This is a genomic window from Marinobacter sp. F3R11 (genome assembly GCF_003318275.1).
Lineage (GTDB): Bacteria > Pseudomonadota > Gammaproteobacteria > Pseudomonadales > Oleiphilaceae > Marinobacter.
Genome location: NZ_QOCH01000015.1, coordinates 973,179 through 999,047 on the forward strand (window position 1 = coordinate 973,179; position 25,869 = coordinate 999,047).

At 55.2% G+C, this 25,869-nt stretch carries 26 protein-coding genes; 14 read left to right on the forward strand and 12 right to left on the reverse strand.

Going from position 1 to position 25,869, the window contains the following annotated elements; genetic code table 11:
• Positions 1–258: 258 nt before the first annotated feature.
• The 5 genes from DS878_RS12905 to DS878_RS12925 all read left to right on the forward strand — a co-directional run bounded on the left by DS878_RS12905 (position 259) and on the right by DS878_RS12925 (position 6,065).
• A complete protein-coding gene (locus DS878_RS12905; RefSeq protein ID WP_113816333.1) occupies positions 259–1,896 on the forward strand; it encodes a methyl-accepting chemotaxis protein in 1,638 nt (545 codons plus the stop codon).
• A gap of 61 nt (positions 1,897–1,957) precedes the next feature.
• Complete coding sequence (locus DS878_RS12910) at positions 1,958–2,272, forward strand: DUF3301 domain-containing protein (protein ID WP_113816334.1); 315 nt, start codon at positions 1,958–1,960, stop codon at positions 2,270–2,272.
• Positions 2,273–2,394: 122 nt separating this feature from the next.
• A complete protein-coding gene (locus DS878_RS12915) occupies positions 2,395–3,735 on the forward strand; it encodes a substrate-binding domain-containing protein (protein WP_113816335.1) in 1,341 nt (446 codons plus the stop codon).
• Positions 3,736–3,890: 155 nt separating this feature from the next.
• Positions 3,891–5,186: a pyridoxal phosphate-dependent aminotransferase gene (locus DS878_RS12920; protein ID WP_113816336.1), complete on the forward strand. Its 1,296-nt coding sequence runs from the start codon at positions 3,891–3,893 to the stop codon at positions 5,184–5,186.
• A 54-nt stretch (positions 5,187–5,240) separates the two neighbouring features.
• The gene (locus DS878_RS12925; protein ID WP_113816337.1) at positions 5,241–6,065 is read left to right on the forward strand and encodes an inositol monophosphatase family protein; all 825 of its coding nucleotides are present in this window, start codon (positions 5,241–5,243) and stop codon (positions 6,063–6,065) included.
• Between the two features lie 413 nt (positions 6,066–6,478).
• Here the strand turns inward: DS878_RS12925 and slmA are convergent, their stop codons facing one another.
• The 9 genes from slmA to DS878_RS12970 form a co-directional block, all read right to left on the reverse strand.
• Positions 6,479–7,066 (reverse strand): nucleoid occlusion factor SlmA, encoded by a 588-nt coding sequence (slmA, locus tag DS878_RS12930; protein ID WP_113816705.1) that lies wholly within the window; start codon positions 7,064–7,066, stop codon positions 6,479–6,481.
• A 22-nt stretch (positions 7,067–7,088) separates the two neighbouring features.
• Complete coding sequence (locus DS878_RS12935) at positions 7,089–7,898, reverse strand: thiazole synthase (protein ID WP_113816338.1); 810 nt, start codon at positions 7,896–7,898, stop codon at positions 7,089–7,091.
• Positions 7,899–7,981: 83 nt separating this feature from the next.
• Complete coding sequence (thiS, locus tag DS878_RS12940) at positions 7,982–8,182, reverse strand: sulfur carrier protein ThiS (protein WP_113816339.1); 201 nt, start codon at positions 8,180–8,182, stop codon at positions 7,982–7,984.
• 7 nt (positions 8,183–8,189) lie between these two features.
• Positions 8,190–8,579, reverse strand: coding sequence for a DUF423 domain-containing protein (locus tag DS878_RS12945; protein ID WP_113816706.1), 390 nt, complete (start codon positions 8,577–8,579; stop codon positions 8,190–8,192).
• 28 nt (positions 8,580–8,607) lie between these two features.
• Positions 8,608–9,408: a symmetrical bis(5'-nucleosyl)-tetraphosphatase gene (locus DS878_RS12950; RefSeq protein WP_113816340.1), complete on the reverse strand. Its 801-nt coding sequence runs from the start codon at positions 9,406–9,408 to the stop codon at positions 8,608–8,610.
• The gene (gene rsmA / locus DS878_RS12955) at positions 9,401–10,204 is read right to left on the reverse strand and encodes a 16S rRNA (adenine(1518)-N(6)/adenine(1519)-N(6))-dimethyltransferase RsmA (protein ID WP_113816341.1); all 804 of its coding nucleotides are present in this window, start codon (positions 10,202–10,204) and stop codon (positions 9,401–9,403) included. The genes DS878_RS12950 and rsmA overlap by 8 nt, the downstream gene beginning before the upstream one ends.
• Positions 10,201–11,244, reverse strand: coding sequence for a 4-hydroxythreonine-4-phosphate dehydrogenase PdxA (gene pdxA, locus DS878_RS12960; RefSeq protein ID WP_113816342.1), 1,044 nt, complete (start codon positions 11,242–11,244; stop codon positions 10,201–10,203). The genes rsmA and pdxA overlap by 4 nt, the downstream gene beginning before the upstream one ends.
• Positions 11,241–12,566, reverse strand: coding sequence for a peptidylprolyl isomerase (locus DS878_RS12965; RefSeq protein ID WP_113816343.1), 1,326 nt, complete (start codon positions 12,564–12,566; stop codon positions 11,241–11,243). The genes pdxA and DS878_RS12965 overlap by 4 nt, the downstream gene beginning before the upstream one ends.
• A 60-nt stretch (positions 12,567–12,626) precedes the next feature.
• Complete coding sequence (locus DS878_RS12970; RefSeq protein ID WP_261977903.1) at positions 12,627–14,927, reverse strand: LPS-assembly protein LptD; 2,301 nt, start codon at positions 14,925–14,927, stop codon at positions 12,627–12,629.
• A gap of 358 nt (positions 14,928–15,285) precedes the next feature.
• On the opposite strand from DS878_RS12970, the gene DS878_RS12975 reads away from it, so the two are divergent.
• Genes DS878_RS12975 through DS878_RS12985 form a run of 3 tightly spaced genes read left to right on the forward strand, consistent with a single transcriptional unit; the run spans position 15,286 to position 17,790 of the window.
• Positions 15,286–16,332: an aminoglycoside phosphotransferase family protein gene (locus DS878_RS12975; RefSeq protein WP_113816345.1), complete on the forward strand. Its 1,047-nt coding sequence runs from the start codon at positions 15,286–15,288 to the stop codon at positions 16,330–16,332.
• Positions 16,329–17,036, forward strand: a complete 708-nt coding sequence (gene murU, locus DS878_RS12980) for an N-acetylmuramate alpha-1-phosphate uridylyltransferase MurU (RefSeq protein WP_113816346.1) — start codon at positions 16,329–16,331, stop codon at positions 17,034–17,036. Before DS878_RS12975 ends, murU begins: the two co-directional genes overlap by 4 nt.
• 4 nt (positions 17,037–17,040) lie before the next feature.
• A complete protein-coding gene (locus tag DS878_RS12985) occupies positions 17,041–17,790 on the forward strand; it encodes a molecular chaperone DjlA (RefSeq protein ID WP_113816347.1) in 750 nt (249 codons plus the stop codon).
• A 13-nt stretch (positions 17,791–17,803) separates the two neighbouring features.
• On the opposite strand, the gene DS878_RS12990 is transcribed toward DS878_RS12985, so the two are convergent.
• A complete protein-coding gene (locus DS878_RS12990; RefSeq protein WP_187298791.1) occupies positions 17,804–18,640 on the reverse strand; it encodes a DUF3530 family protein in 837 nt (278 codons plus the stop codon).
• Between the two features lie 176 nt (positions 18,641–18,816).
• Between DS878_RS12990 and rpe the strand changes: the two genes are divergently transcribed.
• The 6 genes from rpe (at position 18,817) to trpC (ending at position 24,422) form a co-directional block, all read left to right on the forward strand.
• Complete coding sequence (rpe, locus tag DS878_RS12995; RefSeq protein WP_113816349.1) at positions 18,817–19,506, forward strand: ribulose-phosphate 3-epimerase; 690 nt, start codon at positions 18,817–18,819, stop codon at positions 19,504–19,506.
• Positions 19,503–20,192, forward strand: a complete 690-nt coding sequence (locus tag DS878_RS13000) for a phosphoglycolate phosphatase (RefSeq protein WP_113816350.1) — start codon at positions 19,503–19,505, stop codon at positions 20,190–20,192. The genes rpe and DS878_RS13000 overlap by 4 nt, the downstream gene beginning before the upstream one ends.
• Before the next feature lie 245 nt (positions 20,193–20,437).
• Positions 20,438–21,946: an anthranilate synthase component I gene (trpE, locus tag DS878_RS13005; RefSeq protein ID WP_113816351.1), complete on the forward strand. Its 1,509-nt coding sequence runs from the start codon at positions 20,438–20,440 to the stop codon at positions 21,944–21,946.
• Between the two features lie 15 nt (positions 21,947–21,961).
• Positions 21,962–22,543, forward strand: a complete 582-nt coding sequence (locus DS878_RS13010) for an anthranilate synthase component II (protein WP_113816352.1) — start codon at positions 21,962–21,964, stop codon at positions 22,541–22,543.
• A 13-nt stretch (positions 22,544–22,556) separates the two neighbouring features.
• On the forward strand, positions 22,557–23,585 hold the full coding sequence (trpD, locus tag DS878_RS13015; RefSeq protein WP_113816353.1) for an anthranilate phosphoribosyltransferase: 1,029 nt from the start codon (positions 22,557–22,559) through the stop codon (positions 23,583–23,585).
• Between the two features lie 15 nt (positions 23,586–23,600).
• Positions 23,601–24,422 (forward strand): indole-3-glycerol phosphate synthase TrpC, encoded by an 822-nt coding sequence (trpC, locus tag DS878_RS13020; RefSeq protein WP_113816354.1) that lies wholly within the window; start codon positions 23,601–23,603, stop codon positions 24,420–24,422.
• Positions 24,423–24,454: 32 nt separating this feature from the next.
• Here the strand turns inward: trpC and DS878_RS13025 are convergent, their stop codons facing one another.
• Positions 24,455–25,063, reverse strand: a complete 609-nt coding sequence (locus DS878_RS13025; RefSeq protein WP_113816355.1) for a DUF4202 domain-containing protein — start codon at positions 25,061–25,063, stop codon at positions 24,455–24,457.
• Between the two features lie 96 nt (positions 25,064–25,159).
• Positions 25,160–25,777, reverse strand: coding sequence for a glutathione S-transferase family protein (locus DS878_RS13030; protein WP_113816356.1), 618 nt, complete (start codon positions 25,775–25,777; stop codon positions 25,160–25,162).
• Between the last annotated feature and the right edge of the window lie 92 nt (positions 25,778–25,869).

Genomic DNA, 25,869 nt, shown 5'->3' on the forward strand with positions numbered 1-25,869 from the left:
GCTCGCACCCCTGGGGCTACGCACACCTTCAGCATAGAAGGAAACCTGCCGCCATCTATCCATATTATGCAAAACGAAGTCCTGAATAATATCTAGATATGAACCTGAATTCATCTTTTGCATTTTCCGGATATCCACGATGTGGATTCCATCGCAGACTGATCAGCGTCATTCGTGTGATGTTGCAAGTACAAACATCCTGCCTGGTGCCAGGCTTTGTGCGACACCTAAAACGACAAGAAACAGGCAAATTGCGGTATGCGTAAAAACGAACCTGTCACCCAGAACACGCGAACCTATCCAGATCACCTCAACCTCATAACCACTACAGATCTGTCGGGCCGGATAACCGCAGCCAACGAGGCATTCTCGGAAGTTTCCGGCTATAGCTGTGATGAGCTGATCGGCCAGCACCATAACGTCATACGGCACCCCGACATGCCGCCAGGAGCCTTCGGTGATCTGTGGCAAACAATAAAAAGTGGAGACTCGTGGCGAGGAATTGTCAAAAACCGGTGTAAAAACGGTGACCACTACTGGGTCGACGCATTTGTAACACCGATCTTCAGCGAAGGCCGTATTGTTGAGTATCAGTCTGTCCGGGTGCTCCCTGACCCCAGCCAGATCAAGCGGGCAGAATTAGCATACGCGGCATGGAATCAAGGTAGTATTCCCCGGCGCTTTCTCGCCATCAGCCCTGCTCTGCCCTGGAAGCTGACCAGCCTGTACGGAATACTGGCAACCGGCCTTCTGGCTGCAGGCCTTAAGGCATTACCCGCCCCAAGCCTGGCACTTGGTCAACTGCTGTTGCTGGCAGCCTTTCTTATCCTGCACTGGCTGACACGCTCCATGGTCCGGAGCGCGAGGGCCTCCTGTCACGACGCTCATCCGGTTATGCCGTGGATCTATACTGGTCGCCGTGATGAAAGCGCATGGATTGAGTTCGATCGGCAAAAACGCGACGCAACTCTGCGCGCAGTTTCAGCTCGCATGCACACTAATGTCGGGCACCTGCACGGGAACAAGCAGCGTACGATTGAGTGGGTCTCACACTCAGTGGACAGCATTCGGAGTCAGCGCAAGGATATCCAGAACATTACCCAGGCATTTGATGAACTTGCACGCAGTGTAAAAAGCGTCAGCGAACTGACAAGCAGAACCCATGAGGCAACCATGGACGCCAGGAAATCAGCAGACCACTGCCAGCAGCAGATGCAGATAATGAACGACGATCTGTCAAACCTGCAAACCCAGCTGTTCGCCGCCAACGAAGCAATCGCCGCCCTGTCAGAAAAAAGTGACACCATTGGTCTGGTGCTGGATGTGATCTCTGATATTGCGAAACAAACCAACCTGCTGGCACTCAATGCTGCCATTGAAGCGGCACGGGCAGGCGATGCTGGCCGTGGCTTTGCCGTCGTTGCGGACGAAGTTCGCGGACTTGCCATGCGCACCCATGAATCAACACAGAAGATCGAGGAAATAATCGGTGCCCTGCAAAATGAAACTCACAGTGTTGTAGCCATTATTGACCGCGGCGCTAATGCCTGTAAGCAAACCACCTTCATGGGCGACGAGGCCGGCAAAGCACTCACCTCTACCCTGAACGACATTGAGATTATTACAGACTGCACCTATAAAGTGACTGGCGCCACAGAAGAACAATCCGCACTCAGCCTGCAGGTACAGCAACAGGTAAGTCGACTGCTTACACTGGGTGATGAATCCGTCCGGAGCGGCGAAAGCGCCCGACAGGAGTCCGAGGATCTCGGCAGCAGTGTGGATCAGGCGCAACTCCTCACCAGTCATTTCCTGACAATGCTTTCCAGCCGGCTACCAACCGTCCGGACCAAAGCGCAGACAAAACCATATAGATTCCCCGAACCCTCGCAATAGGGTAGTCTGGCGCTCTGACCTGATATTTCTTTCGGAAGATTGCCGCTATCGTGTTTTTATCATGACTCTGGGAACCCTGTTCTGGCTGTTTGTTGCAGCCTTTGCCGTCTGGTACTGGTGGCGCGCCAAGGCCATCAAAGACTCTGTACTCCAGGCCGCCCACCGCTACTGCAAGACCATGGACGTCATGCTGCTGGATGATGCCATTTATCTGCGCGGCATCTGGCTTAAACGCGACGATCAGGGGCAGATCCGTGTCTGGCGCCGCTTCCTGTTCGACTTTACCTCCACTGGTGAAGAACGCTATAGCGGCCGGGTTATCATGCTTGGCCCTCTTATACTGAATATAGAGCTGGAACCGCACCGCTTTTCCTGATCCGTCAGGATAATTCCCCCCCGCTCCGTGGCCTGGAGAAGCCCCATCATCCAGTTGTCACATTCCTGTAATAATTTTGTCTCATTCTCCTGCCTTCCAATCGTTTGCTTCCATGAGGATTTATGACCAGAACATACCGCCCTTTCAGGACTCTCAGGAGTGCTCTGCCGGGACTGCTCGGCTTGCTTATCTGTGCGACACCGGTCCATGCCGAAGAATTGGCAATACACGGTTCAAACACTATTGGTGCAAAACTGGCTCCCATGCTGGTAGAAGGCTTCCTCCACCACCGTGGTAACGACCCTGTGCAAACCCACAGCAATGGAAAAGAAAACGAGGTAATTGTCACTGGCAACCAATCCGGTGAGGCCCTTCAAGTCCTGGTGGCAAGTCATGGTTCCAGTACCGGCTTCACGGCACTGGCGGCCGGAAACGCAGATGTATGGGCATCTTCCCGCGCGGTTAAATCCACGGAAGTAGAAAAAATGGCGGAGCGCGCCAATCTGAAAGAGCCTGAAAGCGAGCATGTGATTGCCATTGATGGGCTGGCGGTGCTGGTTCATCCTTCAAATCAGGTCGATCAACTGAGCATCGATACCTTAGCGAAAATTTTCTCCGGCGAAATCACAGACTGGTCACAGATCGGCGGTGCACCTCGGGCAATCAGTCTCTATGCCCGGGATGACCGCTCCGGGACCTGGGATACCTTCAAGAGCCTTGTATTAGGAAAACAGTACACGCTGCACACATCGGCCAAGCGTTACGAATCAAACGACCGACTCTCTGATGACGTCAGTGCCGACCCCGGAGGCATTGGTTTTTCCGGACTGGCTTCGGTACGGAACAGCAAAGTGCTGGCAATTTCAGATGGCGAGGCTCCGGCACTGAAGCCTTCGAGACTAACCGTCGCGAGTGAAGATTACCCGCTTTCCAGGCGCCTGTTTATGTACACCACGGGCAATACAACACCAGACCTCGCAAAGGAATTTCTTGGCTTCGTGCTTGACGAAGAAGGTCAGGCCATAGTCTCCCGGTCAGGCTTTGTCTCCCAAACCCCATTGGCAGTCAAACCGGATTTCGATAACAGCACTCCTGCCACGTTCAAGCGGCTGACGCAGAACTACAGAAGGTTAACGGTCAACTTCCGGTTCTCGGAGGGACACACCAAGCTGGATAACAAGGCACAAAGAGATCTGCAACGGGTAGCCGATTACCTCAATAAAGAAGATCTTAACGCAAGCGACCTGTTACTGATTGGCTTCGCCGACCAGCAAGGCGATGAATTACGGGCGCAGATGGTCTCGGAGCTGCGAGCGCTCTCCGTGCGCAAAGCGCTTTCTCAATTAGGTATCGGGAATGCCACTCACACAGGCTACGGACACTACATGCCTGTGGGCTCAACCGGTGGAGCTACCGGCCAGCAGCGCAACGGCCGGGTTGAAGTCTGGGTAAGAGCACAATAACACAACACCTGGCACCCTGGCGGGATACTCTCGGCACCCCGTCAGGGCGCTCACAAAACCTCTTTGCTTCGGCAATCACCTATCCGCATAACACACAAAAAAATGTTTGGGTTTCCTATACTGTCCGGGCCACTCTCCACCTACAGACCGAGACAATGGATATCCATAACGACCAGCGCTATGCAATCAACCTGAACGTTCGCGGCATTCAGCCTTCTGCCACATTGCGTATCAATGAATTAAGCAATCAGCTTAAATCTGAAGGCAAGGACATTATCAAGCTCGGACTGGGGCAGTCGCCCTTCCCTGTTCCGGAACGTGTCGTGAATGCGCTAAAAGAGCATGCGCACGAAAAAGACTACCTGCCAGTCAAAGGCCTGAAAGGCCTGCGTGAGTCCATTGCCGGGTACATTAACCGCAGTGAACGCATGCGCTGCAGCTGGGAAGATGTACTGATCGGGCCTGGCTCCAAAGAGCTGCTGTTTATCCTGCAGCTGGCCTACTACGGCGACCTGCTGATCCCACGCCCAAGCTGGGTGTCATATGCTCCCCAGGCCCGTATTATCGGACGCTCGGTGCACTGGTTACCAACCCATGCGGAGAACAACTGGCAGCTGACTGCCGAAGAGTTGGACATCATCTGCCGGGATGACGTTTCGCGCCCCCGCATTCTGATCCTCAACTACCCGTCAAACCCTACCGGTTGCACCTACACTGACGACCAGCTTCTGGCTATTGCCAATGTGGCCCGCAAGTACAAGCTGATTCTGCTTTCTGACGAAATTTACGGAGAAGTCCACTTCGAAGGAAAGCACAAGTCTATTGCCCGCTACTACCCGGAAGGCACCATCATAAGCACCGGTCTCAGCAAATGGGCGGGGGCTGGCGGCTGGCGGCTGGGCACCTTCATTTTCCCGAAAGAGCTGCGCTCCCTGCAGGACGCCATGGCCATTATCGCCAGTGAAACCTTTACGGCCACCAGCGCGCCGATACAGCATGCGGCGATAACAGCCTTTAACGGGGGGGATGATATTGATGAATACCTCAAGCAGTCCCGCCGCGTCCTTAAAGTGGTCGGTGAATACATGCACCGGCGCCTGAGTGAGATGGGTGCTGTTGTGCAAAAACCGGAGGGTGCATTCTACCTGTTCCCCGGTTTCTCCGGCTTCCGCGATCAGCTCGCGAGAAAGGACATCAAAACCAGTCAGGCGTTCTGTCAGTCTTTGCTTGAAAACACGGGGGTGGCCATTCTGCCTTCCAGCGACTTCGGTTTTGCCCCGGACCACCTGGGGGCTCGCCTCGCCTTCGTGGATTTCGACGGCGCTGAGTCACTGCAACTGGCAGGAGGAGATTATGCCGATCAGGAACTGGGCGATGACTTTGTCGAAAAAGCCGGGCCTAGACTGGTTAAAGCCATGGACAAGATGGAGGCCTGGCTGAACAGCCTGTGACCCAGCCATGCTAGACTGGCGCCCTCATTCTTCAGAGATTTACACGGGGGCGCCATGTCTGATTCTGTTTCCCTGCAGGACATTACCGGTTTTGCAGAAGATCTGGCCCGGGAGGCCGGAGAACTGATTCGCCAGGAGCGTGACAACAACATCCTGCGCACCGACTACAAGCACCAGACCGAGCTGGTCACCCACGCCGATGTCATGGCTGATGAATATATCACCGGTGCTATCCGCAAGCGCTTCCCCGGCCACCGCATTCTGTCCGAAGAAACCATGCCAGATCTCAGCCAGGCAGAGAACCTCGAAACGCCTCTGTGGATCGTTGACCCTATCGATGGCACGGTAAACTACGCTTATGGCCATCCACAGGTTGCTGTGTCTATAGCCTATGCTGAAAACGGCCGCGTCCGGGCAGGTGTGGTACACGCACCTTTCCCAGGCGAAACTTTCCGCGCCACTATCGGCAATGGCGCGACACTGAACGGAAACCCTATCCAACACAGCGGCGCTACAGTCCCAAGGGACTCTCTCTTTGCCACCGGCTTCCCCTATACCAAAGACAATCTGGCCCCTCTGGTAAGCCGTCTGGACGCCATGATTCACCAATGCCGCGACCTGCGGCGAATCGGTTCAGCTGCATTGGATATCTGTTGGGTAGCCTGCGGGCGACTGGACATCTACTACGAAAACGTCAGCCCCTGGGATTTCGCCGCCGCCCGCCTGATAGCCCTGGAAGCTGGCGCCACAGCGGGCCACTTCGGTGAAGTTCCGGAGGGTTATCCCGCAGATCTCTGGGGGCGGGACATCCTGATTTCAGCGCCGGCAATCTGGGAACCTGTTCGCCAGATTCTGCGTTCCGCTTCAGGGTATGAGTGAGCTAGGGGGAGGCCTCCGGTAGCCTGCTATTTTTGGTGCGGGCGGTTGATGGGGTCGGTCTGCACAGAACCGCTACGAGCACATCCATGTGCGCTTGTTTCCGGCCATCCTTGGCCTCCAACATTCTGTGCAAACCGACCCCACCAACCTCTATCAAATAACCCAGATATATCGGGTTTCTTTTCGTCTTTCTCTAAAGTGCCGTTAGCTGCTGAGACCTGAAGAAGGTCACGCAACTCTCTCTAAGATTTCGCATTGGTTCGATTGAGCAGTCAGGAAGGCCCTGTCCCGGAATGTCGGAGGCCATGGATGGCCGCAGTCAAGCGCACACGGACGTGCTTGTAGCGGTTCCGGGGCAGGGCCTTCCTGACTGCGCACCCCAAAACCAGCAGGCTACTGGAAAAAACTCGGAGTCAGTCCCAAAGAGCCTCAGCAACCAATCCCCAGCTCTCGTCAAAGTCGACTGAAGGCGCTCGAGTAAAGGATGAGCGGATAAACCGCTGAATCCGACCTTCCATGAACACCAGAACAAAATCCGCACCCCGTGTAGCACTGGTGCGTGGCCGCAAGCCCTGTCGAATTTCGCCTTCTTTAAGGGTTTGTCGCACCTGAGTTTCAAGACGCTCGAAAAACTGGGACGCACGTTTGCGCAGGGCCTCATTTTCACCCACCAGAGCATCACCGGTGAGAACACAGCACAGGCCTGGATTACGCTCGGCAAACACCAGCAGCAGATGCATCAACTGCTGTAAACGAACACGCACATCATCGTGTTCCTGCAGGATCACCTGACACCGGGAGAACACGGCGTCTTCTGCAAACTCCAGAAGTGCTTCAAACATTTTCCGCTTGCTGGGGAAATGGCGGTATAACGCCGCTTCGGTGACGCCAACAGACCTTGCAAGCACGGAGGTGGTTATTCTCGCTCCAGGATCATTTTCCAGGAGTTCAAGAAGCGCATGGAGGATTGCCTCCCGGCGACTGGGTTTCTGATCGGTCATGGCCATACTGCAGCGCTCATAATCAGAAGAAGGTGCCATCAAGAGGCGAGGATGCACTCGCGTAGAGCTTTTTCGGCATACGCCCGGCAAGGTAGGCCTCACGGCCAGCTTCGATAGCCAGGCGCATGGCTTTGGCCATCCGGACCGGGTCTTTCGCCTGTGCAATGGCCGTATTCATCAGAACACCATCGCAGCCCAACTCCATAGCGATGGCAGCGTCGGAGGCAGTGCCAACGCCGGCGTCTACCAGTACTGGAACCTTGGCGTTCTCTACAATCAGACGGATGTTGTAGCGATTCTGGATCCCCAGACCGGAGCCAATGGGTGCACCCAGGGGCATGACCGCGATGCAGCCCATTTCTTCAAGGCGCATAGCCAGCAATGGATCGTCTGAGCAGTAAACCATTACCTTGAACCCGTCTTTGATCAGCTCTTCCGCGGCGGCCAGGGTTTCCGGCATATTCGGATACAGGGTCTTGTGCTCACCCAAGACTTCCAGCTTTACCAGATCACGCCCATCAAGAAGTTCCCTCGCCAGCTTACAGGTGCGCACAGCATCTTTGGCCGTATAACACCCGGCTGTGTTAGGCAGAATGGTGTAGGTGTCCGGGGAGATAACGTCCAGTAGATTGGGCTCATCCGGATTTTGTCCAAGGTTGGTACGGCGAACCGCCACAGTCACAATTTCAGCTCCGCTCGTTTCAATAGCGCGGCCGGTTTCCATCAAATCGCGGTATTTTCCGGTACCCACCAGCAAGCGCGACTGATAGGTACGTCCGGCGATTACGAGAGGTTTGTCTTCGGGCAACTGGATCTCTGGCGTGTCGGTCATAGTATTTCCGGGTTGGTAAAACCTAGTGATGTATATTTTTGAAGATGGGTATAGTTATCAGGCTTCAGTTAGGCCATGGGGGGCTAGCCGCCGCCAATCGCGTGCACGATTTCAACCCGGTCACCATGACTCAGTACAAGTTCGGCATGCTGACTGCGGGGCACTATGTCTTCATTTACTTCTACCGCCAGCCGCTTGCCTGTAAGAGCCATTTTTTCAACCAGGGACGCAACTGTGATGCCTTCCGGGAGACCCATGGCCTCACCATTTACCTGAACCTGCATATCCTTCTTAACCTCTGTGTTTATCCGCTTGCCGGCGCATGCCAGCGGTAAGCAACAATGCCCAGCCAATCATAAAACATACGCCTCCCAGAGGCGTAATCGGGCCAATCCAGCGTATATCGGTCAGCACCAGGGTATACAGACTGCCACTGAATAACAGAATGCCCGCCAGGAAGAATCCGCCAGCCCATCCCAGCAATTGCCGGGAGAGCCCGAAACCAGACAACAGGGCAACCAGTATGAGTGCAATGGCGTGATACATCTGATAGGTGACAGCTGTCTGAAACACCTCCAGGCTACGCTCGCTCACAAGATTACGTAGCCCGTGGGCGCCAAAGGCTCCAGCCATAACCGCGGTAAGAGCAAAAAAAGCGCCCATTACGATAGGCAGGCGCATAAGGCCGAAGCGCTGCGATTTTACCGATTCAGCAGTCACAGTGGATCTTTTCTCCGCTATCCAGGTTCATCATCGTGAGTGCACCGCCCCAGACACAGCCGGTATCCAGCCCGATAAAGCGATCGATGCCGGTCTTACCCTCTATTGCGGCCCAATGCCCGAAGATTACGCGCAGATCATCAGGGCGTGAAAATTCAAACCAGGGAGCAAAGCCCTTGGGAGCACTGCCGGCAGATTCTTTGGCGGTCAGTTCAAGCCGGCCGTCTTTGGCAATAAAGCGCATCCGGGTAAAGTAGTTGGTGATCACCCGCCACCGATCCATACCACCGAGCTTTTCATCCCAGCGTTCAGGCTTGTTGCCATACATATGCGCAAAGTATTCCTGAGCATGCTTGCCACGAATAACGTCTTCCACTTCCCGTGCTCTGGCTAGCGCTTGCTCTACACTCCAGATATGAGGCACCCCGGCATGGGCCATCATCAGGTTTCGCTCGGCGTCGTGAACACACAGATTTTGCTGGCGCAGCCAGTTCACCAGTTTATCGCGATCCGGGGCGGTCAGTATTTCTGCGAGCGTATCCTTACGTTTCAGCGCGTGGCCGCCAAGAGCCACAGCCAACAGATGCAGATCGTGATTACCCAGAACCACTACAGCAGCATTCCCAAGGCTTTCAATGTAGCGAAGGGTCTCCAGAGAGGATGGTCCCCGGTTAATCAGATCGCCCGCCACCCATAACCGGTCCCGGGAAGGAGAAAAGTCCACTTTGCCCAGAACATCCTTCAAGCGATCGTAACAGCCCTGAATATCTCCTATTGCAAAATCAGTCATGACTACCTTCGCCAACCAGAGAATCCGCAATACTCACATAATCCGCCAGGCTGAGGTTCTCAGGTCTCAGGCCGTCGTTGATCCCCAATGCCTGCAACTGCTCAACAGTCACCATACTTCCCAGCGCCTTGCGCAGGGTTTTGCGGCGAGCGTTAAATGCAGTTCTTACTACCGCCTGCAGAGTGCCAAGATCCTTTGCCGGATATGGAAGTTCAGTATGAGGCACCAGTCGCACAATAGCTGATTCCACTTTCGGAGCCGGCCGGAACGCATCCGGGCCTACTTCAAACAAGGGCTGAACCTTGCAAAAGTACTGGGTCATTATCCCCAGACGGCCATAGTTGTTGTCGCCGGGAACCGCTGCCATACGCTGCACCACTTCTTTCTGCAGCATAAAATGCATGTCCTGAACGACACCTGTTTGTGATAACAGATGAAAAATCAACGGTGTGGAAATGTTATAGGGCAAATTACCAATGATGCGAAGTGGTTTCCCGTCTGTGAGTTGGCTGAAATCAAACTTCAGAGCATCGGCTTCATGAATACGGAATTCAGGGTAGTTAAAAAACTTGGTGCGTAAAACAGGTATCAGGTCGCGATCCAGCTCCACCACCTGAAGCTTTGGATTAACGGCCAGGATCTCCTCCGTGATGGCGCCAAGCCCGGGGCCGATTTCAACAATGGCATCGTCCGGTTTCGGGTGAATGGAGCGGACAATGCGCTCAATGACGCCCGGATCGTGAAGGAAGTTCTGACCAAACCTTTTCCTGGCCTGATGGCCGGCTTTTTTACTCACTCAGAGTTCTCTTTTTTGGAGGCTTTGCAATTATCAGGGGCTTTCTGACCAGCAGATTTAAGGGAACCCGCCATCCGTTCGCCCACTCGAATAGCGGTGTGCAGACTACCTGCGTCTGCCTTGCCGGTGCCAGCGAGATCCAGAGCCGTACCGTGATCCACCGAAGTGCGTACAATCGGCAAACCCAGGGTGATATTTACGGCACGACCAAAACCCTGAAACTTGAGAACCGGCAACCCCTGATCGTGGTACATGGCCAGGGCGGCATCGGCATCGTTCAGCCAGTGCGGGGTAAACAAGGTATCTGCAGGCAAGGGCCCGATCAACTGAATACCATCAGCGCGAAGTTTATCAAGCGTCGGTTCAATTACCTCAATTTCTTCCCGGCCAAGATGACCGCCTTCCCCTGCGTGGGGGTTGAGACCTGCCACAAGAATTCTTGGCTGACCAATCCCGAAAAAAGTTTTCAGATCAGCATTCAGGATTCTGACAACCTGAGTAAGCCTTTCCGGCGTAATCGCTGCGGGCACATCTTTGAGGGGTAAGTGAGTTGTTACCAGCGCAACCCTCAATTCCTCGGTAGCAAGCATCATGACGACCCGTTCCACACCACAGAGTTCCTGAAGAAACTCCGTGTGGCCGCTGAACTCGATACCGGCATCGTTGATAACGCCTTTATGAACCGGCGCCGTGACCATGCCATGGAAATCACCCTCCAGGCAGCCTCTGGCTGCAACGGTCAGGGTTTCCAGCACATAGCGGCTGTTAGCTGCATCCAGTTTGCCTGCCTGAACAGAGGCACAGCCCTCAACATGAAATACCGAAAGTTCGCCCTCATTCCTGCTCGGCGCCATACCCGGCATCCAGGAATGCAGCCTGATATCGAGACCCAACAGCCTGGCGCGCGCCTCCAGCAAATCCCGGCTGGCGATCACCACCACACCGATATCGCGCTTTCCGGCAGCATACTGCAGGCACAGCTCGGGGCCTATGCCTGCGGGCTCACCGGCAGTCAGAGCGAGAACAATCCCATCACTCATTGTTCGGCGGATTCCTGTGCATACTCACCTTTGAACTCGACAAAAGCTTCATCCCGGATTTCCCGGAGCCAGTTCTGCAATTCAGTCTCGAACTTGCGCCGGTATATTGCCTGGCGGGCCTCTGCTTCTTTTACGTCGCTACTGATATCTTTCTGGCGGCGTTCCTCAACCTGAAGAATGTGCCACCCAAACTGGGAGCGGAACGGCCCTTTGAACTCACCTACATCTGCCTCCTGCATGGCCTGCTCAAACTCCGGCACCATCTGGCCCGGGCTTACCCAGCCAAGATTACCGCCATCAGAGCCGGATACCGGATCATCCGAATACTCCCGCGCCAGTGCGGCAAAATCAGCACCCGTCTCAAGCTGTTCGAACAGCTCACGGATACGGGCCTCAGCCTCTGCGTCGGTTACCGCTTCCGAAGGCCTGATCAGAATATGGCGTACACGGTTCTGCTGAATGACCTGCTTCTGGGCTCCCCCGCGCTTGTCCATCACCATCACCATATGGAAACCACTGTTGTTCTCCAGAACCTCCGAAGGCTGACCAACTTCAAGTTCCGGCACAACCGGCGCAACCAGCGAAGGTAGCTGGCGTTCGCTGCGCCACCCCATATCGCCGCCCTCAAGAGCGTTGCTTGCATCGGATTCAGCAACCGCCACTTCACGGAAATCGCGGCCATTCAGAATAGCTTCGCGGAGTTTTTCTGCTTTTTCGCGGGTGGCGTCTACAGATGCATCATCGGCCGGGTTATCCAGTTCAAGGAAAATATAGGCAAGCCGGTATTCCGCATCACTGCCACCGCCTGACTCGAGCGCCGACAGATAGTTCTCGACCTCACGCTCCGTAACACGTACCCGGTTACCCACCTGCCGCTGCTGTACGCGACCGGTGATCATTTCCTGACGTATCTGTTCCCGGGCCTGACGATAGCTCACTCCTTCAACGGCAAGCTGATCCTCAAACTCAGACAGGCTGAGACCGTTACGTTCTGCGATGTTCACCAGAGTTTCGTTCAGCTCATTATCACTGATCCGCATGCCCATTTTATCCGCCATCTGCAACTGGACGGATTCGGTGATCAGTTGCTCCAGGACACGCTCTTCAAGAAGACGACGTGGCGGCAGGCCGGTACCCTGAGCATTAAGCCTGCCGATAATAGTGTTAACCCTCGCGTCCAGCTCGGTCTGGAGGATTACATCATCATCAACAATGGCAACCACCTGATCGAGAAGCTTTCGCTCGGCCAGCGCCGAAAAAGAAAGCGCCACTGCTGACAGCATCAGCAGTATTTGAAAACCTTGGCGAATCGTCGCCTTCATAATCACCTCTTAATGAAAATAGTAACCTGTCGTCAGGGTACCTGAATGGCACAGGTGCCGTCAGGGGGTTCCGAAACGACGCTGTTCGCGCTCATCAAAGCCGTAAATGGCCTCGGAGATCGAGGCGGAAGAGCCGCCACTGCCACCAAGACCTTTGAGCTGAATCTGGAACAACAACCGGCTGTCCAGCTCCTCATCACTGGTCAGATAGTTCTGATGAACCACCTGAACGCTCCAGCAGCAGTTGTTGTACTCAATTCCGGCAAGAGAGCCGACCGTGCGATCCAGATCCGAATCATATACCCAGCGGCCGATCAGACTAACACGGTCTGTAGCCGGAATAACCGCCGCAATATCCGACTGTTCCAGCTCGTCCCTGCTATAAGTATGACCAACACTCGCCAGATACCGGTAATCCTTCGAGTGGAAAATCAACTGACTCCGACCCTCTTCGGTATCCCCGGTGTCGGGATCCCAGAGTCCGGAAGACCGGATTTGCAGATTGTCCAGAGGGTTCAGCACCACTTCGCCGGCGAGCGCTGAACGGCTGCCGGTACCACCACCATCGCCAAAAAGAGTTACCTCGCGATCGTCGAAATACTGAACCTGGCCAACACTGAAGCGGGCTCGTTCCGCGCCAGTAACCAGATCATTGAACCGGCTTGTCAGTGCCACGGTCAGCTGGTTTGCATCACCCACCCGGTCACCACCGACAAACCGGTCCGGCTGGAACAGCTGCTCAAAATAGAACGACTGCAGAGCTGTATCAAACGCTGGTATGTAGTCCTGATCCGCCTCTGCATCAGCCCAGGCGTAATAAAGCCGGGGTTCGAACGTTTGATTGTAAGGCACATCAAACAGGCTCGACTGGCGGTCAAAATACAAACCATTATCCCACTCGAATACCGGAGCAGTGCGATCAAACCCGCTGTCTCCGGCGGTGTAATCGTCCAATTCATAACGCGTGTAATCCAGACTGACCGACGGACGACTGAAGCCCCAGAGCGCATTCATGGGCAGTGCCAGCTCAGGGCGGGCACGGAAACGCTGGCCATTGGCCTTGTCGAGCCCGGTCAGTGAGTCGTTATCACGATAGAACCAGGAATATTCGCTTTCCAGACCGGCCTCCAGCCAGCCCGCTTTGGTTGATCCGGTATAAACCACCTCTGGTAACTGGGCGTAGGGCCGGTCTTCCTGATCGATATCATCACTGATGGTCTGATAGTCATTGATATATATATCCAGGGCCTGGTTAGTCCCTTGATAAGTCACACCACCTTTACGCTGCAAATGCGTTGCCTGACTGATTTCCAGACTCCGGTTCAGATCGCTGAGGTAGTCGTTATCACTGACAACCGAAAAATCACCATAGCCATTCCAGCCACCGCCAAAATCAGCGCGGGTAGACGCATCCAGGGCCCAGCGCTGGCCAGACTCACCCGGATTATCATCTGCGTAGGCGGAGTCATTGTCTATATAACCCAGTTGCAGGGTCGACTGCCCCAGACTGCTCAGATAACGTCCTTCAACTTCGTTAAAAAGGCCGCGACCATGAATGTATTGAGGCGTAATGGTGGCATCGTAGTGTGGAGCCAGATTCAGATAATAGGGAACGGCAAGAAATGCTCCACTACCCGCACTGGAAGACCCGAACTGCGGATAAAGAAAGCCACTTTTACGACGGTCATCAATGGGAAAACTGGCATAAGGCCAGTAAAACACCGGAACATCCAGAACTTCCAGACGAACATGCTTCGCTGTTCCGAAGCCTTCCGCCTGATCCAGTTCGATATCAGAAGCCACAATAGCCCAGTCGTTCTGGTAGGGACCACACGTGGTTAGCATGCCGTCACGAATTTCTACCCGGGAATTATCCACCCGTGAAAGGCTGGCAGCACGGCCTCGCATTTCCGGCCCATGCAGCAGGAAGGTTGCGGTATTGATATCGAGCCGTCCTGAGTCGACGCTGTATTCTGCGCGATCACCGGTTAACAGAAAGCCTTCGCCCCGGCTGACCAGAGGGCCCTGAATCGATACCTCGCCCGTGCGTTGGCTATAGCGTGCCTCTGAGCCAGTCACCTGAAAACTGCCCTGGTTCAACCGGACATCACCCTCAAGGTAAAGCTCCTGGTCGATTTCATAACGGGCATCCAGACCGCTTGCCCGCAACGGCGCCGCGTCCCCGGACTCTTCTGCAAACACTCCCGGACCATCTCCTCCGGCGCCTGACGGCAGGTATCCCCCACTACAAAACACAGGCAGCGAATTCCTGACGGAATCGGGGAGCTGGTTTTTCGGGCGCCAGTCGAGCTCGGCGGCCGATGGTGCATCTTCGCCAGCCGCCAGGCCGGTACCCGCCATCAGGGAAAATCCGGCAAGCAGGCACACAAACCGGCGCTGCAGCGTGCCTTTCTGCGCTTGCAGATGGCTGTCGGACATTGGCACGATAGCAAGGTTCCTGTTCGGGGTGCATGGAAGAGTGTGGCCAGGGCAACGAAGCATGAAGACCCTGATGTCAGCGGCCTAGTTTACACGTGCCCCAAAGGCTTGTTAACGGAAACGGCCCCGGATATACGAAACTCCGCTGCAAAACCGTTTTAGCCTCTTTATACTCCTTGCTGAAGAGCCTATATAAAGAGCCCCTGATATTAATTCAAATCAAGGCTCACAAACGCTTACTATTAATACACTCTTTAGCTTCAGGATGATCGACCAAGTTATGGATAACCGCCTGCAAATGCTGACAGCCTGGATCAGACAGCTTCCCGGCTTTGAAAGCACCGACGTCCAACCGGTTTCCGGCGACGCCAGTTTCCGGCGCTACTTTCGAGTCTGCAAAACAGGCGCTAATGGCAATGTTGTAACCTTCATCGCCATGGACTCGCCTCCGGATCAGGAGGACTGCAGGCCTTTTGTCAGCATAGGCCGCCACTGGCACCAGGCAGGGATTTCTGTTCCGCAGATTTACGAGGTCGACCCTGTACGCGGCTTTCTGTTGCTGGAAGATTTCGGGGATCAGCTGATGCTCGGGCAACTAACCCCTCATACTGCAGATACGCTGTACCGGAGAGCACTGGACGAACTGCTTCTTATCCAGCAGTTGCCAGCGATGCCTGACTACCCGTTGCCAGCCTATGACGCAGCCTTGCTGAACCGTGAAATGGCCCTGTTCCGGGACTGGCTGCTCGAAGGCTACCTGGGACTGGAATTGAACAACATCGAAAAATCCATGCTCGATACCACGTTCGCTCTGCTCCGGGAGAGCGCTCTGGCCCAGCCAGAAGTGACCGTGCACCGGGATTATCACTCTCGGAATCTGCTGGTACGGGAGCATAGCAGCCGGCCCGGCGTGATTGACTTTCAGGACGCAGTAATCGGACCAATTACCTACGATGCTGTTTCCTTGCTCAAGGATTGCTACATTCAATGGCCAGAAGAGCAGATATGCAAATGGCTGGAGAGCTTCCGCGAAAAAACCCTGGCAGCAGGCCTGCACCGCGCCGATAGCGATACGTTCCGCCAATGGTTTGAGTTGATGGGGATGCAACGTCACCTCAAGGCTGCAGGAATTTTTGCGAGGCTGGCCATGCGCGACGGAAAACCAGGCTATCTGGAAGACATTCCGCGTACACTGGGCTATCTCCTTAACGCCAGCAAACAGCAGCCTGTACTACGACACTTTCATGCCTGGCTAACCGACACAGTCGTTCCCAGAATGGAAGAGCTGATAGGCCCTCTTCCGGATCAGGAGCAACTGACAGAGTGAAAGCGATGATTCTTGCCGCAGGTAAAGGTGAGCGCATGCGGCCACTGACTCTCACCACCCCCAAGCCCTTGCTCGGTGCAGGCGGGAAACCGCTGATTGAATATCATCTGGAGCGCCTCCAGCATGCAGGCTTCCGGGATATCATTATCAATCACGCCTGGCTTGGGGAACAGATCGAATATACCCTGGGCGACGGACAACGTTTTGGCCTCTCACTGCACTACTCACGTGAGGGCGACCCCCTTGAAACCGCCGGCGGCATTGTTCGTGCCCTGCCGTTGCTCGCCTCTGCTGACCAGGATTGGTTTGTGGTGATAAACGGCGATATATGGGCCGATTTCGACCTGGCCCGACTGCAACCACCAACATCTGCTGAACAACACGCACTGGACGCAATTCTCGTGATGGCGGATAACCCCCCACACCACCGTAAAGGCGATTTTTGCCTGAGCGATGACGGAATGCTATCCCAGGAGTGTGTCGAAAAGCGCGGCGAGATGCTGACGTTCACGGGTATAAGCCTTCTACACCGCCGCTTGTTTGACGGCCTGACAGACCAGGCAGGAAAGCTCGGGCCGGTTTTGCGGACCGCTATGGACAAAGGCCGTGTAGCCGGACTGCACCACAGGGGCGTTTGGATTGACGTGGGAACGCCGGAGCGATTGCGGGCGTTAGATCAGCAACTGGCTGCCCGGGAGCCTTAGTGCAATGTCGACTGATTCAGCACAACCGGCCCTGCCGCCACGAATGGAGGCCGCATTCTCTGGGCTGATGGAGCAGTTGTCGGCCGCCGATCACCAGGCACAAAAACTGATTGGCCAAACCAGTCTGCCCCGCTGGTGCCGGCACCCTCTGTTTTTCTTTCTTGGCTATATTGCCAAAGCGGACGGGCGGGTATCCGAGCAAGATATACGTTTTGCTGAAAGCCTTATTGCAGCGCTGGCGTTATCAAAACGGCAAAGGCACAAGGCAATCCGCAGCTTCCAGAAAGGCAAAACATCAGCAACACTTCCTGCATTCAGCGGACTCACACTGAGGCTCAGCCACCGCATCCGGCCCGCCCCGGCCCTGAAGGTGGCCATATGCCTGTGCCACGCAGCACAGCTCAGAGGCAGACCCCTCAAGCCGCTCCGTTATCGATGCGAAGATGCCATTGATCAGATTGGCCTGCCAGTCACCATCAGCGAAGATATATTCGATAGCTACGCCATCCGTATGTGGGGTAATGTCCGCGATGAGTCTTCAAAGCCGGTGACGCTGGAGCAGGCATGTGCCCTGCTTGGAGTCACGCGCCGGGACCCTTTAGCGACGATCAAACGTGCATACCGGAGAAAGGTGTCCGAGTGCCATCCGGACAAGCTCGTGCAGCAACGACTCAGCGTAAAAGAACAGGCTCTGGCCAAAGAGCGTCTTTTGCGTTACCAGCAGGCATGGGAGCTGATCAAGCGGCATCAATAGCCGGTGGAAAAAACTACTGGGGTTTGAGCCAGTCAGAAATCCGGCCGGCGATAGCCTTGCCATCCTGGGGCGAAAACTCAGTACCCGCTCCTACAGACTGAAAACTGAATCCTTCCACCCTGGCCCTCCCCAGGCTCGCCTTGCGCTGCCCTCCGTCATCAGAGCCTGAAAGCTCCAGAATGCGTGGGACGGATGCCTTTCCCAGAACCTCTGCCAACCGGGCAGCATCACGAGGGTAGAAATTCGGGTCCACCCAGATCAGAGCCGGAGATGCTTCCAGGCCAGCTGCGAAAGACACAACATGATTACTGCCTCGCCCTATGCCAACTACGGCTACCAATTCGTACTCACGTTTTTCAAGTTCCGCGGCACCGGCCACAATTTCTTCGAGAATGTGCGCCCTGTATGCCGCCTCTGGCCGGTCCACGACCTCTGATTCAATGACATCGATCGTCGTCGGACTGGACGCATCAGGGCTGGCTTCAGATGCCGACCGCGAACGTTCCAGCACCTTTTCGAGAGCCGGCTCCGGAGCTTCGAGACCAAGAGTAAGTACCGCAAATTTTCGGCGCACCAGTTCATGAGCCAGAGCTCCTGCCAACCCCGAGCCAGCGTTCTCACCCTCATCCGCCAGGATAATAAGAGCACCCCTTGCGGGGAGCCCGGCCTCGGGCCAGAAAAGCGCCAGCGTCCGCGCGCCCCCCTCAAGATCGAGCCAGAGTGCAGCGTCAGGAAACCTCTGGCTCAGCCCCCACTCCCCCAGACCCGAAGACACAACCCCGCGGACTTCACCGGCCGGCAGTTGACCGGGAAGGCCGGAACCCCCCTGTTCCTGTGCAAATGCGGGCATCCAGCTGCCGGCGAGCATTACAGCCAGCATGCAACTGTATATGTATCCGCTTCCACAGTTTCGCTTTATTGTTCTGAATCGGCGCACAGTTCCTGCCTCCTGGCTACGAAAAAGATCTCTTGAGCTGTTAGACTGTCATTATTATCAATGGCTGCCAATTGTTTGCGAGAACTGTGATGAATCCTTATCTGATTGCCCCATCTATCCTGTCTGCTGATTTTGCCCGCCTGGGTGAAGAGGTGGATAACGTGCTGAGTGCAGGCGCAGACGTGGTGCATTTCGACGTTATGGACAACCACTATGTGCCCAACCTGACTATCGGGCCGATGGTTTGCGAAGCGCTGCGCAAGCATGGCGTTACTGCTCCCATAGACGTACATCTGATGGTATCGCCGGTAGACGACCTGATTCGCATGTTTATTGATGCCGGCGCCAGCTACATCACTTTCCACCCGGAGGCATCCCTGCATATCGACCGATCCCTGCAACTGATTCGTGAAGGCGGCTGCAAAGCAGGCCTGGTGTTCAATCCGGCTACCTCCCTGCACTATATGAATCATGTGATGGACAAGCTCGATATGGTGCTGTTGATGTCGGTCAACCCCGGCTTTGGTGGTCAGAAGTTCATTCCTGGCACTCTGGACAAGCTACGGGAAGCCCGTAAACGCATTGATGCCAGCAACTACAACATTCGCCTGGAAATTGACGGTGGCGTAAAAACCGACAACATCCGCGAAATCGCTGAAGCCGGCGCAGACACTTTTGTCGCAGGCTCGGCTATTTTCAATACAGAAGATTATAAAGCCACTATCGATACCATGCGCCAGGAACTGGAACAGGCCCGCATGGCAATGGGCGGCCAATGAGCCTCGCAGGCCTGTTTAATGACCGCTGGCCCGGGGTCGCACTGTTTGATCTCGATGGCACCCTGGTAGACAGCGCTCCGGATCTGGCCGCGGCAGTTGATTGCACCCTCGAACAACTAGGGCGCAAACCGGCAGGTATAGAACAGGTCCGGCAATGGGTGGGGCATGGCTCTCCGATACTCATGCGGCGCGCTTTGGCCGGAAAAGTTGACTGGGAGCCTGCAAGCGCAGCAGACGACGCTCTGTTCAGCGATGCAATGACATTATTTTTCAACAACTACCGGCAATCGAACGGCCGGCACGCTGCGGTCTATCCCGGTGTTGAAATCTGCCTTGAAACCTTGAGTACGCGTGGCTGTCGCATGGCTGTCGTAACCAATAAACCGGAACAGTTTGTGGCCCCGCTGTTGAAGCAGCTGGGGCTGGAGCACTATTTCATGCTGGTGGTCGGCGGCGATACGCTGAGCACCAAAAAACCGGACCCGGCCCCGCTGCTCTACGCCATGGATACCCTCCAGGGCAGCAGAGGAACCACTGTAATGATAGGCGATTCGGCTGCAGACGTCGGCGCCGCCCAGTCGGCCGGCATTCCCTGCGTTGCAGTCACTTACGGCTACAATTTTGGCCGTTCAGTACAGACACTGGGTGCAGACGCCGTAGTTGATTCCCTGAGCGAGCTTTTGTAACCTCTCAGGTCTTGGACATTCATTCTTATCAATTCGGGAGATTCCTGCCGTGCAGGGACTGAATCTGACTGCAGCGCGTGGCATCCTGACAACCCGCGCAACACGATGGTGGCGATGGCGTACCGGCTGAAAACACTCGGCCCGGCGGATAGCGAGCGATTGCCCGTTTGATGCCACCACCCGACAGGCCGGCAGTATCGCCAGAGGCCTGCTCGAACGCAGATCAGATTTCAGGAAAACCGACCATGACTCCCGAACAATTCCATAAGCTCGCACAGGCTGGCTTTAACCGTATCCCCGTGTACCGAGAAGTTCTTGCGGATATGGACACGCCCCTGAGTACGTATCTCAAGCTCGCCAGTGGCCCATATTCCTATCTGTTTGAATCTGTACAGGGTGGCGAAAAATGGGGCCGTTACTCCATCATAGGGCTGCCGAGCCAGGAAGTTCTGAAGGTCTTTGATCACCACATAGAAATTCGTCGGCATGGTGAACATCTGGGCCGCGAGGGCGAATTGCTGGAAAGTGCAGACGTGGATGATCCCCTGGCCTTTGTTGCCAGCTATCAGGAACGCTTCAACGCTCCCGACCTGGAGGAACTTCCACGCTTCAACGGTGGTCTTGTTGGCTACTTCGGATACGACACAGTGCGCTATATCGAGAAGCGCCTGGCGAGCAGTTGTCCTCCAGACCGTATCGGCACACCCGACATATTATTGATGGTGTCCAGCGAACTGGTGGTGTTCGACAATCTGCGTGGCAAGCTGCACCTGATTGTGCACGTAGACCCAGCGGACGAAGGTGGCTACGAACGGGCTCAGTCAAGACTTGATGAGCTTGAGCAGAAGCTCCACCGGCAAACGGCAAACACCCCGGAAACACCTGCGCACCTGCGTGGTAAGACGGTGGATGAAAGCGAGTTTGTTTCTGGCTTCAGCCAGGAAAAATTCGAAGCGGCGGTCAACACAATCAAAGACTATGTGCTGGACGGCGATGTGATGCAAACCGTCATATCACAGCGCATGTCCATCCCGTTTGAAGCCCCCCCTCTGAACCTGTACCGGTCACTCAGAGTGCTTAATCCTTCACCATACATGTACTTCCTGGACCTGGACGACTTCCATATTGTCGGTTCGTCGCCGGAAATCCTGGCGCGCATGGAAGATCGCGAAGTAACCGTTCGCCCCATCGCCGGCACCCGCAAACGCGGCGCTACCGACGCAGAAGACAGAGCGCTGGAAGCCGAACTGCTGGCCGACCCGAAAGAGATCGCTGAGCACCTGATGCTGATTGATCTGGGCCGCAACGATGTGGGACGCGTGTCGGAAACAGGCACAGTGCGACTGACAGAAAAAATGGCGGTAGAACGCTACTCCCACGTGATGCACATAGTGTCCAACGTGACTGGCCGGGTAAAAGAAGGCACCAGCTGTCTCGACGTACTCAAGGCTACTCTGCCTGCAGGTACACTAAGCGGCGCTCCGAAAACCCGGGCCATGGAGATCATCGACGAACTGGAACCCGTAAAACGTGGCGTCTACGGCGGTGCAGTCGGCTACCTGTCGTTCAATGGCAACATGGACACAGCCATTGCCATCCGCACCGCAGTGATCAAAGACAATACATTGCACATCCAGGCCGGTGCAGGCATCGTCGCCGACTCGGTACCTCGCCTTGAGTGGGAAGAAACCATGAACAAGGGGCGCGCGATTTTCCGTGCTGTGGCCATGACCTACAACGACTTTGACCACTAAGGCGAGGGAACTATCATGCTATTAATGATCGACAACTACGACTCCTTCACCTACAACGTGGTGCAATACCTCGCGGAACTGGGTGCCGATGTACAGGTGCACAGGAACGACGAAATCACAGTGGCACAGATCGAAGCCCTGAACCCGGAAAGGCTGGTTATATCCCCTGGCCCCTGCACACCGAATGAAGCCGGAGTGTCCATGGAAGTCATCCGTCACTTTGCCGGCAAGATACCCATACTCGGCATTTGCCTGGGCCATCAGGCCATAGGTCAGGTGTTTGGCGGCAACATCATTCGGGCCGGACGTGTCATGCACGGTAAGGTTTCCCCGGTTTTTCACAACGACACCGGGGTGTTCCGTGGCCTCAGCAATCCATTGCAGGCTACCCGCTACCACAGCCTGGCAATCGAACAGTCCAGCCTGCCGGAATGCCTGGAAATGACCGCCTGGACTCGCAACAGTGACGGTAGCGTAGAAGAGATCATGGGCGTGCGCCACAAGACCCTGGCCATAGAAGGGGTCCAGTTCCACCCGGAATCGATCATGAGCGAAGAGGGTCACGAACTGCTGCGCAACTTTCTGCGAACCCAGTAAAAAGGCAAATCCAATGAACATGAAAGACGCACTGAACCGGGTAGCCGACAACCTCGACATGTCCCGGGACGAAATGAAGCAAGTCATGCGCATCGTGATGAGCGGCGAAGCCACAGACGCCCAGATTGGCGCTCTGCTTATGGGCTTGCGCACTAAAAGCGAAACCGTCGATGAAATCACCGGTGCAGTGGAAGTCATGCGCGAACTGGTCACCGGCGTGAATATCAAAGCAGAACCTTTGGTAGACATAGTGGGCACTGGCGGCGATGGCTCCAACCTGTTCAACGTCTCTTCAGCCGCAGCTTTTGTGGTTGCAGCGGCGGGCGGTTTTGTAGCCAAACACGGTAACCGTGCGGTTTCTTCGAAAAGCGGCAGCGCCGACCTGATTGAGCAGGCTGGCATCAACCTCAACCTGACGCCGGAACAGGTCGCCCGCTGTGTAGAGCAGATTGGTGTCGGCTTCATGTTTGCCCCGGCCCATCACGGTGCCATGAAGCACGCTGTCGGCCCGCGCAAGGAAATGGGCTGCCGAACCCTGTTCAACATCCTCGGCCCCATGACAAACCCGGCTGGTGTTAAACGCCAGCTACTGGGGGTATTCAGCAAAGCCCTCTGCCGCCCGATGGCAGAAGTGCTGCAAAAACTCGGTTCTGAACACATCATGGTAGTCGCATCCAACGATGGCCTCGACGAAATCAGCCTGGCCAGCGCCACCCATGTAGCTGAACTGAAAAACGGCGAGATCACCGAATACGACATCACCCCGGAAGACCTCGGTATTAAAAGCCAGAGCCTTGTAGGCCTGTCTGTAAACAATGCCGAAGACTCTCTGAATCTGATCAAGGCTGCCTTTGGGCGAGGTCACGATGACATGGCTGAAAAAGCCCGGGATCTGATTGCTCTCAACGCCGGCGCAGCCATCTACATTGCCGGTCTGGCTCCAACCGCCAAAGTAGGTGTGGAAATGGCGCTTGATGCTATGGGCTCCGGCCTGGCTGCTGGCAAACTGGCCGAACTGGCTGATTTCTCCCATTGTTTTTAAGCCCGGAAAACCGAAATGAGCAGACACAGCGACAGAACGCCAACCATCCTGCGCAAAATCGTCGACCGGAAGTGGGAAGAAATCGACGCCCGCAAACGATCCGCCAGCCTTGAGGACCTCAAAGCCCGCGCCGGCGATCAGCCCGGGACCAGGGGCTTCGCCGATGCTTTGCGCCGCCGCATTGAATCCGGCACACCCGCCGTCATTGCTGAAATCAAGAAAGCCTCACCCAGCAAAGGCATAATTCGCGATCCGTTTGTGCCGGACGAGATCGCTGAAAGCTACGAGCAGGGAGGTGCAGCCTGCCTGTCTGTGCTCACTGATCACGACTTCTTTCAGGGCCACGAAGACTACCTGGTCGCCGCCCGCAATGCCTGTAGCCTGCCGGTTATCCGCAAAGATTTCATGGTTGCCCCCTATCAGGTTTACGAAGCCCGCACCATCGGCGCTGACTGCATACTCCTGATCGCCGCCTGCCTCACTAAAGACCAGATGCAGGAACTGGAGGGCATAGCACACGAAACCGGGATGGACGTACTGGTGGAAGTGCACAATAGCGAAGAAATGGATGACGCCCTGACGCTTACCACACAACTGGTCGGCATCAACAACCGCGACCTGCACAGCTTCGACGTTTCGCTCGACACCACGTTTGATCTGCATCAGCGCATAGGCAACGACCGCATGACAATCACTGAGAGCGGAATAATGACACGTGCCGATGTCGAAGCCATGACCGGGCGCGGCATTTACGGGTTTCTGGTCGGAGAGTCCTTCATGCGAGCGGAAAACCCCGGAGAGAAACTTCAGGATCTGTTCTTCCCTCAGCTGCCATAACGAAACTTCGCAAAGGCCGAATTTTGGCGGACTCAGCCCGGATCCGCCAAAGCTTCCTGCATCAGCAACTGCAAATGCCCGGGCAGCTTCGTTGATAACGCCTGCGCCCGTTCATGGGCCCGGGGCGACATTTTACCCCAGGTTCTGCGCACAATCCTCAGCCACTTCTCCCGATCATATTCGGTATTATCGGCATAGAACTGAGCGAAGTATTTTTCCAGAAATACCATACAGGCAACGTCTTCCAGGAGCTGGGTATCGGCGTCTTTACGCAACTCCCGCTTGGTCAGAATCACTTCAACCCGCTCACACTCGGACTTTGGATAGCCACAACTTTCCATAATCTCAGCAGCTCTGCGCCCGTGCATACGCCCACATGCCTGACGCCACTCGTAATAGGATTTCCTCCCTTCAGGGTAATCACTGCGAGGCATTTTCCAACGCTCGATATGCTGGGCCCGACAGGCAATCTGCATCCGCTCGGAGGGCGAAGATTCCAATTCGTTCAACCAGCGGGTCATATGCAGACTGTAGGCATATTCTCTGGGCACAGACTTGCCCGCCACAAGCTCTTGATTGGGATCTGCGCGATTTGCCCTGTCGATTGCATCCAGAGCACATTCGAGAGATGTTTGTTCCATACCACTTCCTTTGACGACACGCTGAATCGGAGAGTGTATAGCGCCAGGCTCGCCGGCGCACACTGATTTCAGTTACCACTCACCCACACACATGGCTCAGGCCTGTGCAGACGGGCGTACCTTGATGCGGTCGTACCACGCCTGTAGATGAGTCTGCTCTGGCTGAATACGGATATTTACCACTCGGGCGAAGGCTACCGTTGTAAAAGCATTGATGTCGGCAGCAGTGAGTCGATCACAGCAAATGTATTCCTTGTCTGCAAGCTGATCATTGAGGAATGCCATAAACTTTCTGACACTTTGACCACACTCCTCACCCCATTCCTTTATGGGATTCATTCTGTCTTTGAAGTAGCCGCTGGTATGCTGGAAGCACATGCCTGTAGGCGAAAAGAAGTAGAACTCTATCCATCTGACCCACTGCTCAATCAGGGCTTTCTCCAAAGGCGTATCGCCGAGAAGGGTCGGCGTATCCGGGTAACTCTCTTCAAAATATCGGCAGATTGCCATTGTCTCGGCAACACAGGTGCCGTCGTCCAGCTCCATGACCGGCACTTTTTTCATAGGATTACGTGCTACGTATTCCGGAGTCAGGTTCTCGCCTTTTTGCAGATCAATCTCGATAAATTCCGCTTTTTCAAGCAACCCTTTCTCTGCCATGAACATACGTACTCGGCGGGGATTCGGTGCGGTTTTGGTTTCAAAAATTTTCATTGTTATAGGCTCCGTTCCGGAAAAGTAAAAGGTTACTCAGCGTAAGACACAGTCGAGAGACTGACCCGAAAAAAGAGTTGCGTCAAGCAACC

Excerpts from the sequence above, each read along its gene's own strand:
- DS878_RS12910 (WP_113816334.1), top strand. The coding sequence starts at position 1,958 with ATGACTCTGGGAACCCTGTTCTGGCTGTTTGTTGCAGCCTTTGCCGTC.
- DS878_RS12985 (WP_113816347.1), top strand. The coding sequence starts at position 17,041 with ATGTCGACTGATTCAGCACAACCGGCCCTGCCGCCACGAATGGAGGCC.
- DS878_RS12945 (WP_113816706.1), bottom strand. The coding sequence starts at position 8,579 with ATGCGCCTGCCTATCGTAATGGGCGCTTTTTTTGCTCTTACCGCGGTT.
- DS878_RS12915 (WP_113816335.1), top strand. The coding sequence starts at position 2,395 with ATGACCAGAACATACCGCCCTTTCAGGACTCTCAGGAGTGCTCTGCCG.
- trpD (WP_113816353.1), top strand. The coding sequence starts at position 22,557 with ATGAACATGAAAGACGCACTGAACCGGGTAGCCGACAACCTCGACATG.
- DS878_RS13010 (WP_113816352.1), top strand. The coding sequence starts at position 21,962 with ATGCTATTAATGATCGACAACTACGACTCCTTCACCTACAACGTGGTG.
- DS878_RS12965 (WP_113816343.1), bottom strand. The coding sequence starts at position 12,566 with ATGAAGGCGACGATTCGCCAAGGTTTTCAAATACTGCTGATGCTGTCA.
- DS878_RS13000 (WP_113816350.1), top strand. The coding sequence starts at position 19,503 with ATGAGCCTCGCAGGCCTGTTTAATGACCGCTGGCCCGGGGTCGCACTG.
- DS878_RS12925 (WP_113816337.1), top strand. The coding sequence starts at position 5,241 with ATGTCTGATTCTGTTTCCCTGCAGGACATTACCGGTTTTGCAGAAGAT.
- DS878_RS12975 (WP_113816345.1), top strand. The coding sequence starts at position 15,286 with ATGGATAACCGCCTGCAAATGCTGACAGCCTGGATCAGACAGCTTCCC.
- trpC (WP_113816354.1), top strand. The coding sequence starts at position 23,601 with ATGAGCAGACACAGCGACAGAACGCCAACCATCCTGCGCAAAATCGTC.
- slmA (WP_113816705.1), bottom strand. The coding sequence starts at position 7,066 with ATGACCGATCAGAAACCCAGTCGCCGGGAGGCAATCCTCCATGCGCTT.
- DS878_RS12935 (WP_113816338.1), bottom strand. The coding sequence starts at position 7,898 with ATGACCGACACGCCAGAGATCCAGTTGCCCGAAGACAAACCTCTCGTA.
- rpe (WP_113816349.1), top strand. The coding sequence starts at position 18,817 with ATGAATCCTTATCTGATTGCCCCATCTATCCTGTCTGCTGATTTTGCC.
- DS878_RS13025 (WP_113816355.1), bottom strand. The coding sequence starts at position 25,063 with ATGGAACAAACATCTCTCGAATGTGCTCTGGATGCAATCGACAGGGCA.
- DS878_RS12990 (WP_187298791.1), bottom strand. The coding sequence starts at position 18,640 with ATGCCCGCATTTGCACAGGAACAGGGGGGTTCCGGCCTTCCCGGTCAA.
- pdxA (WP_113816342.1), bottom strand. The coding sequence starts at position 11,244 with ATGAGTGATGGGATTGTTCTCGCTCTGACTGCCGGTGAGCCCGCAGGC.
- DS878_RS12970 (WP_261977903.1), bottom strand. The coding sequence starts at position 14,927 with ATGGCGGGTACCGGCCTGGCGGCTGGCGAAGATGCACCATCGGCCGCC.
- DS878_RS12905 (WP_113816333.1), top strand. The coding sequence starts at position 259 with ATGCGTAAAAACGAACCTGTCACCCAGAACACGCGAACCTATCCAGAT.
- trpE (WP_113816351.1), top strand. The coding sequence starts at position 20,438 with ATGACTCCCGAACAATTCCATAAGCTCGCACAGGCTGGCTTTAACCGT.
- thiS (WP_113816339.1), bottom strand. The coding sequence starts at position 8,182 with ATGCAGGTTCAGGTAAATGGTGAGGCCATGGGTCTCCCGGAAGGCATC.
- DS878_RS12920 (WP_113816336.1), top strand. The coding sequence starts at position 3,891 with ATGGATATCCATAACGACCAGCGCTATGCAATCAACCTGAACGTTCGC.
- DS878_RS13030 (WP_113816356.1), bottom strand. The coding sequence starts at position 25,777 with ATGAAAATTTTTGAAACCAAAACCGCACCGAATCCCCGCCGAGTACGT.
- DS878_RS12950 (WP_113816340.1), bottom strand. The coding sequence starts at position 9,408 with ATGACTGATTTTGCAATAGGAGATATTCAGGGCTGTTACGATCGCTTG.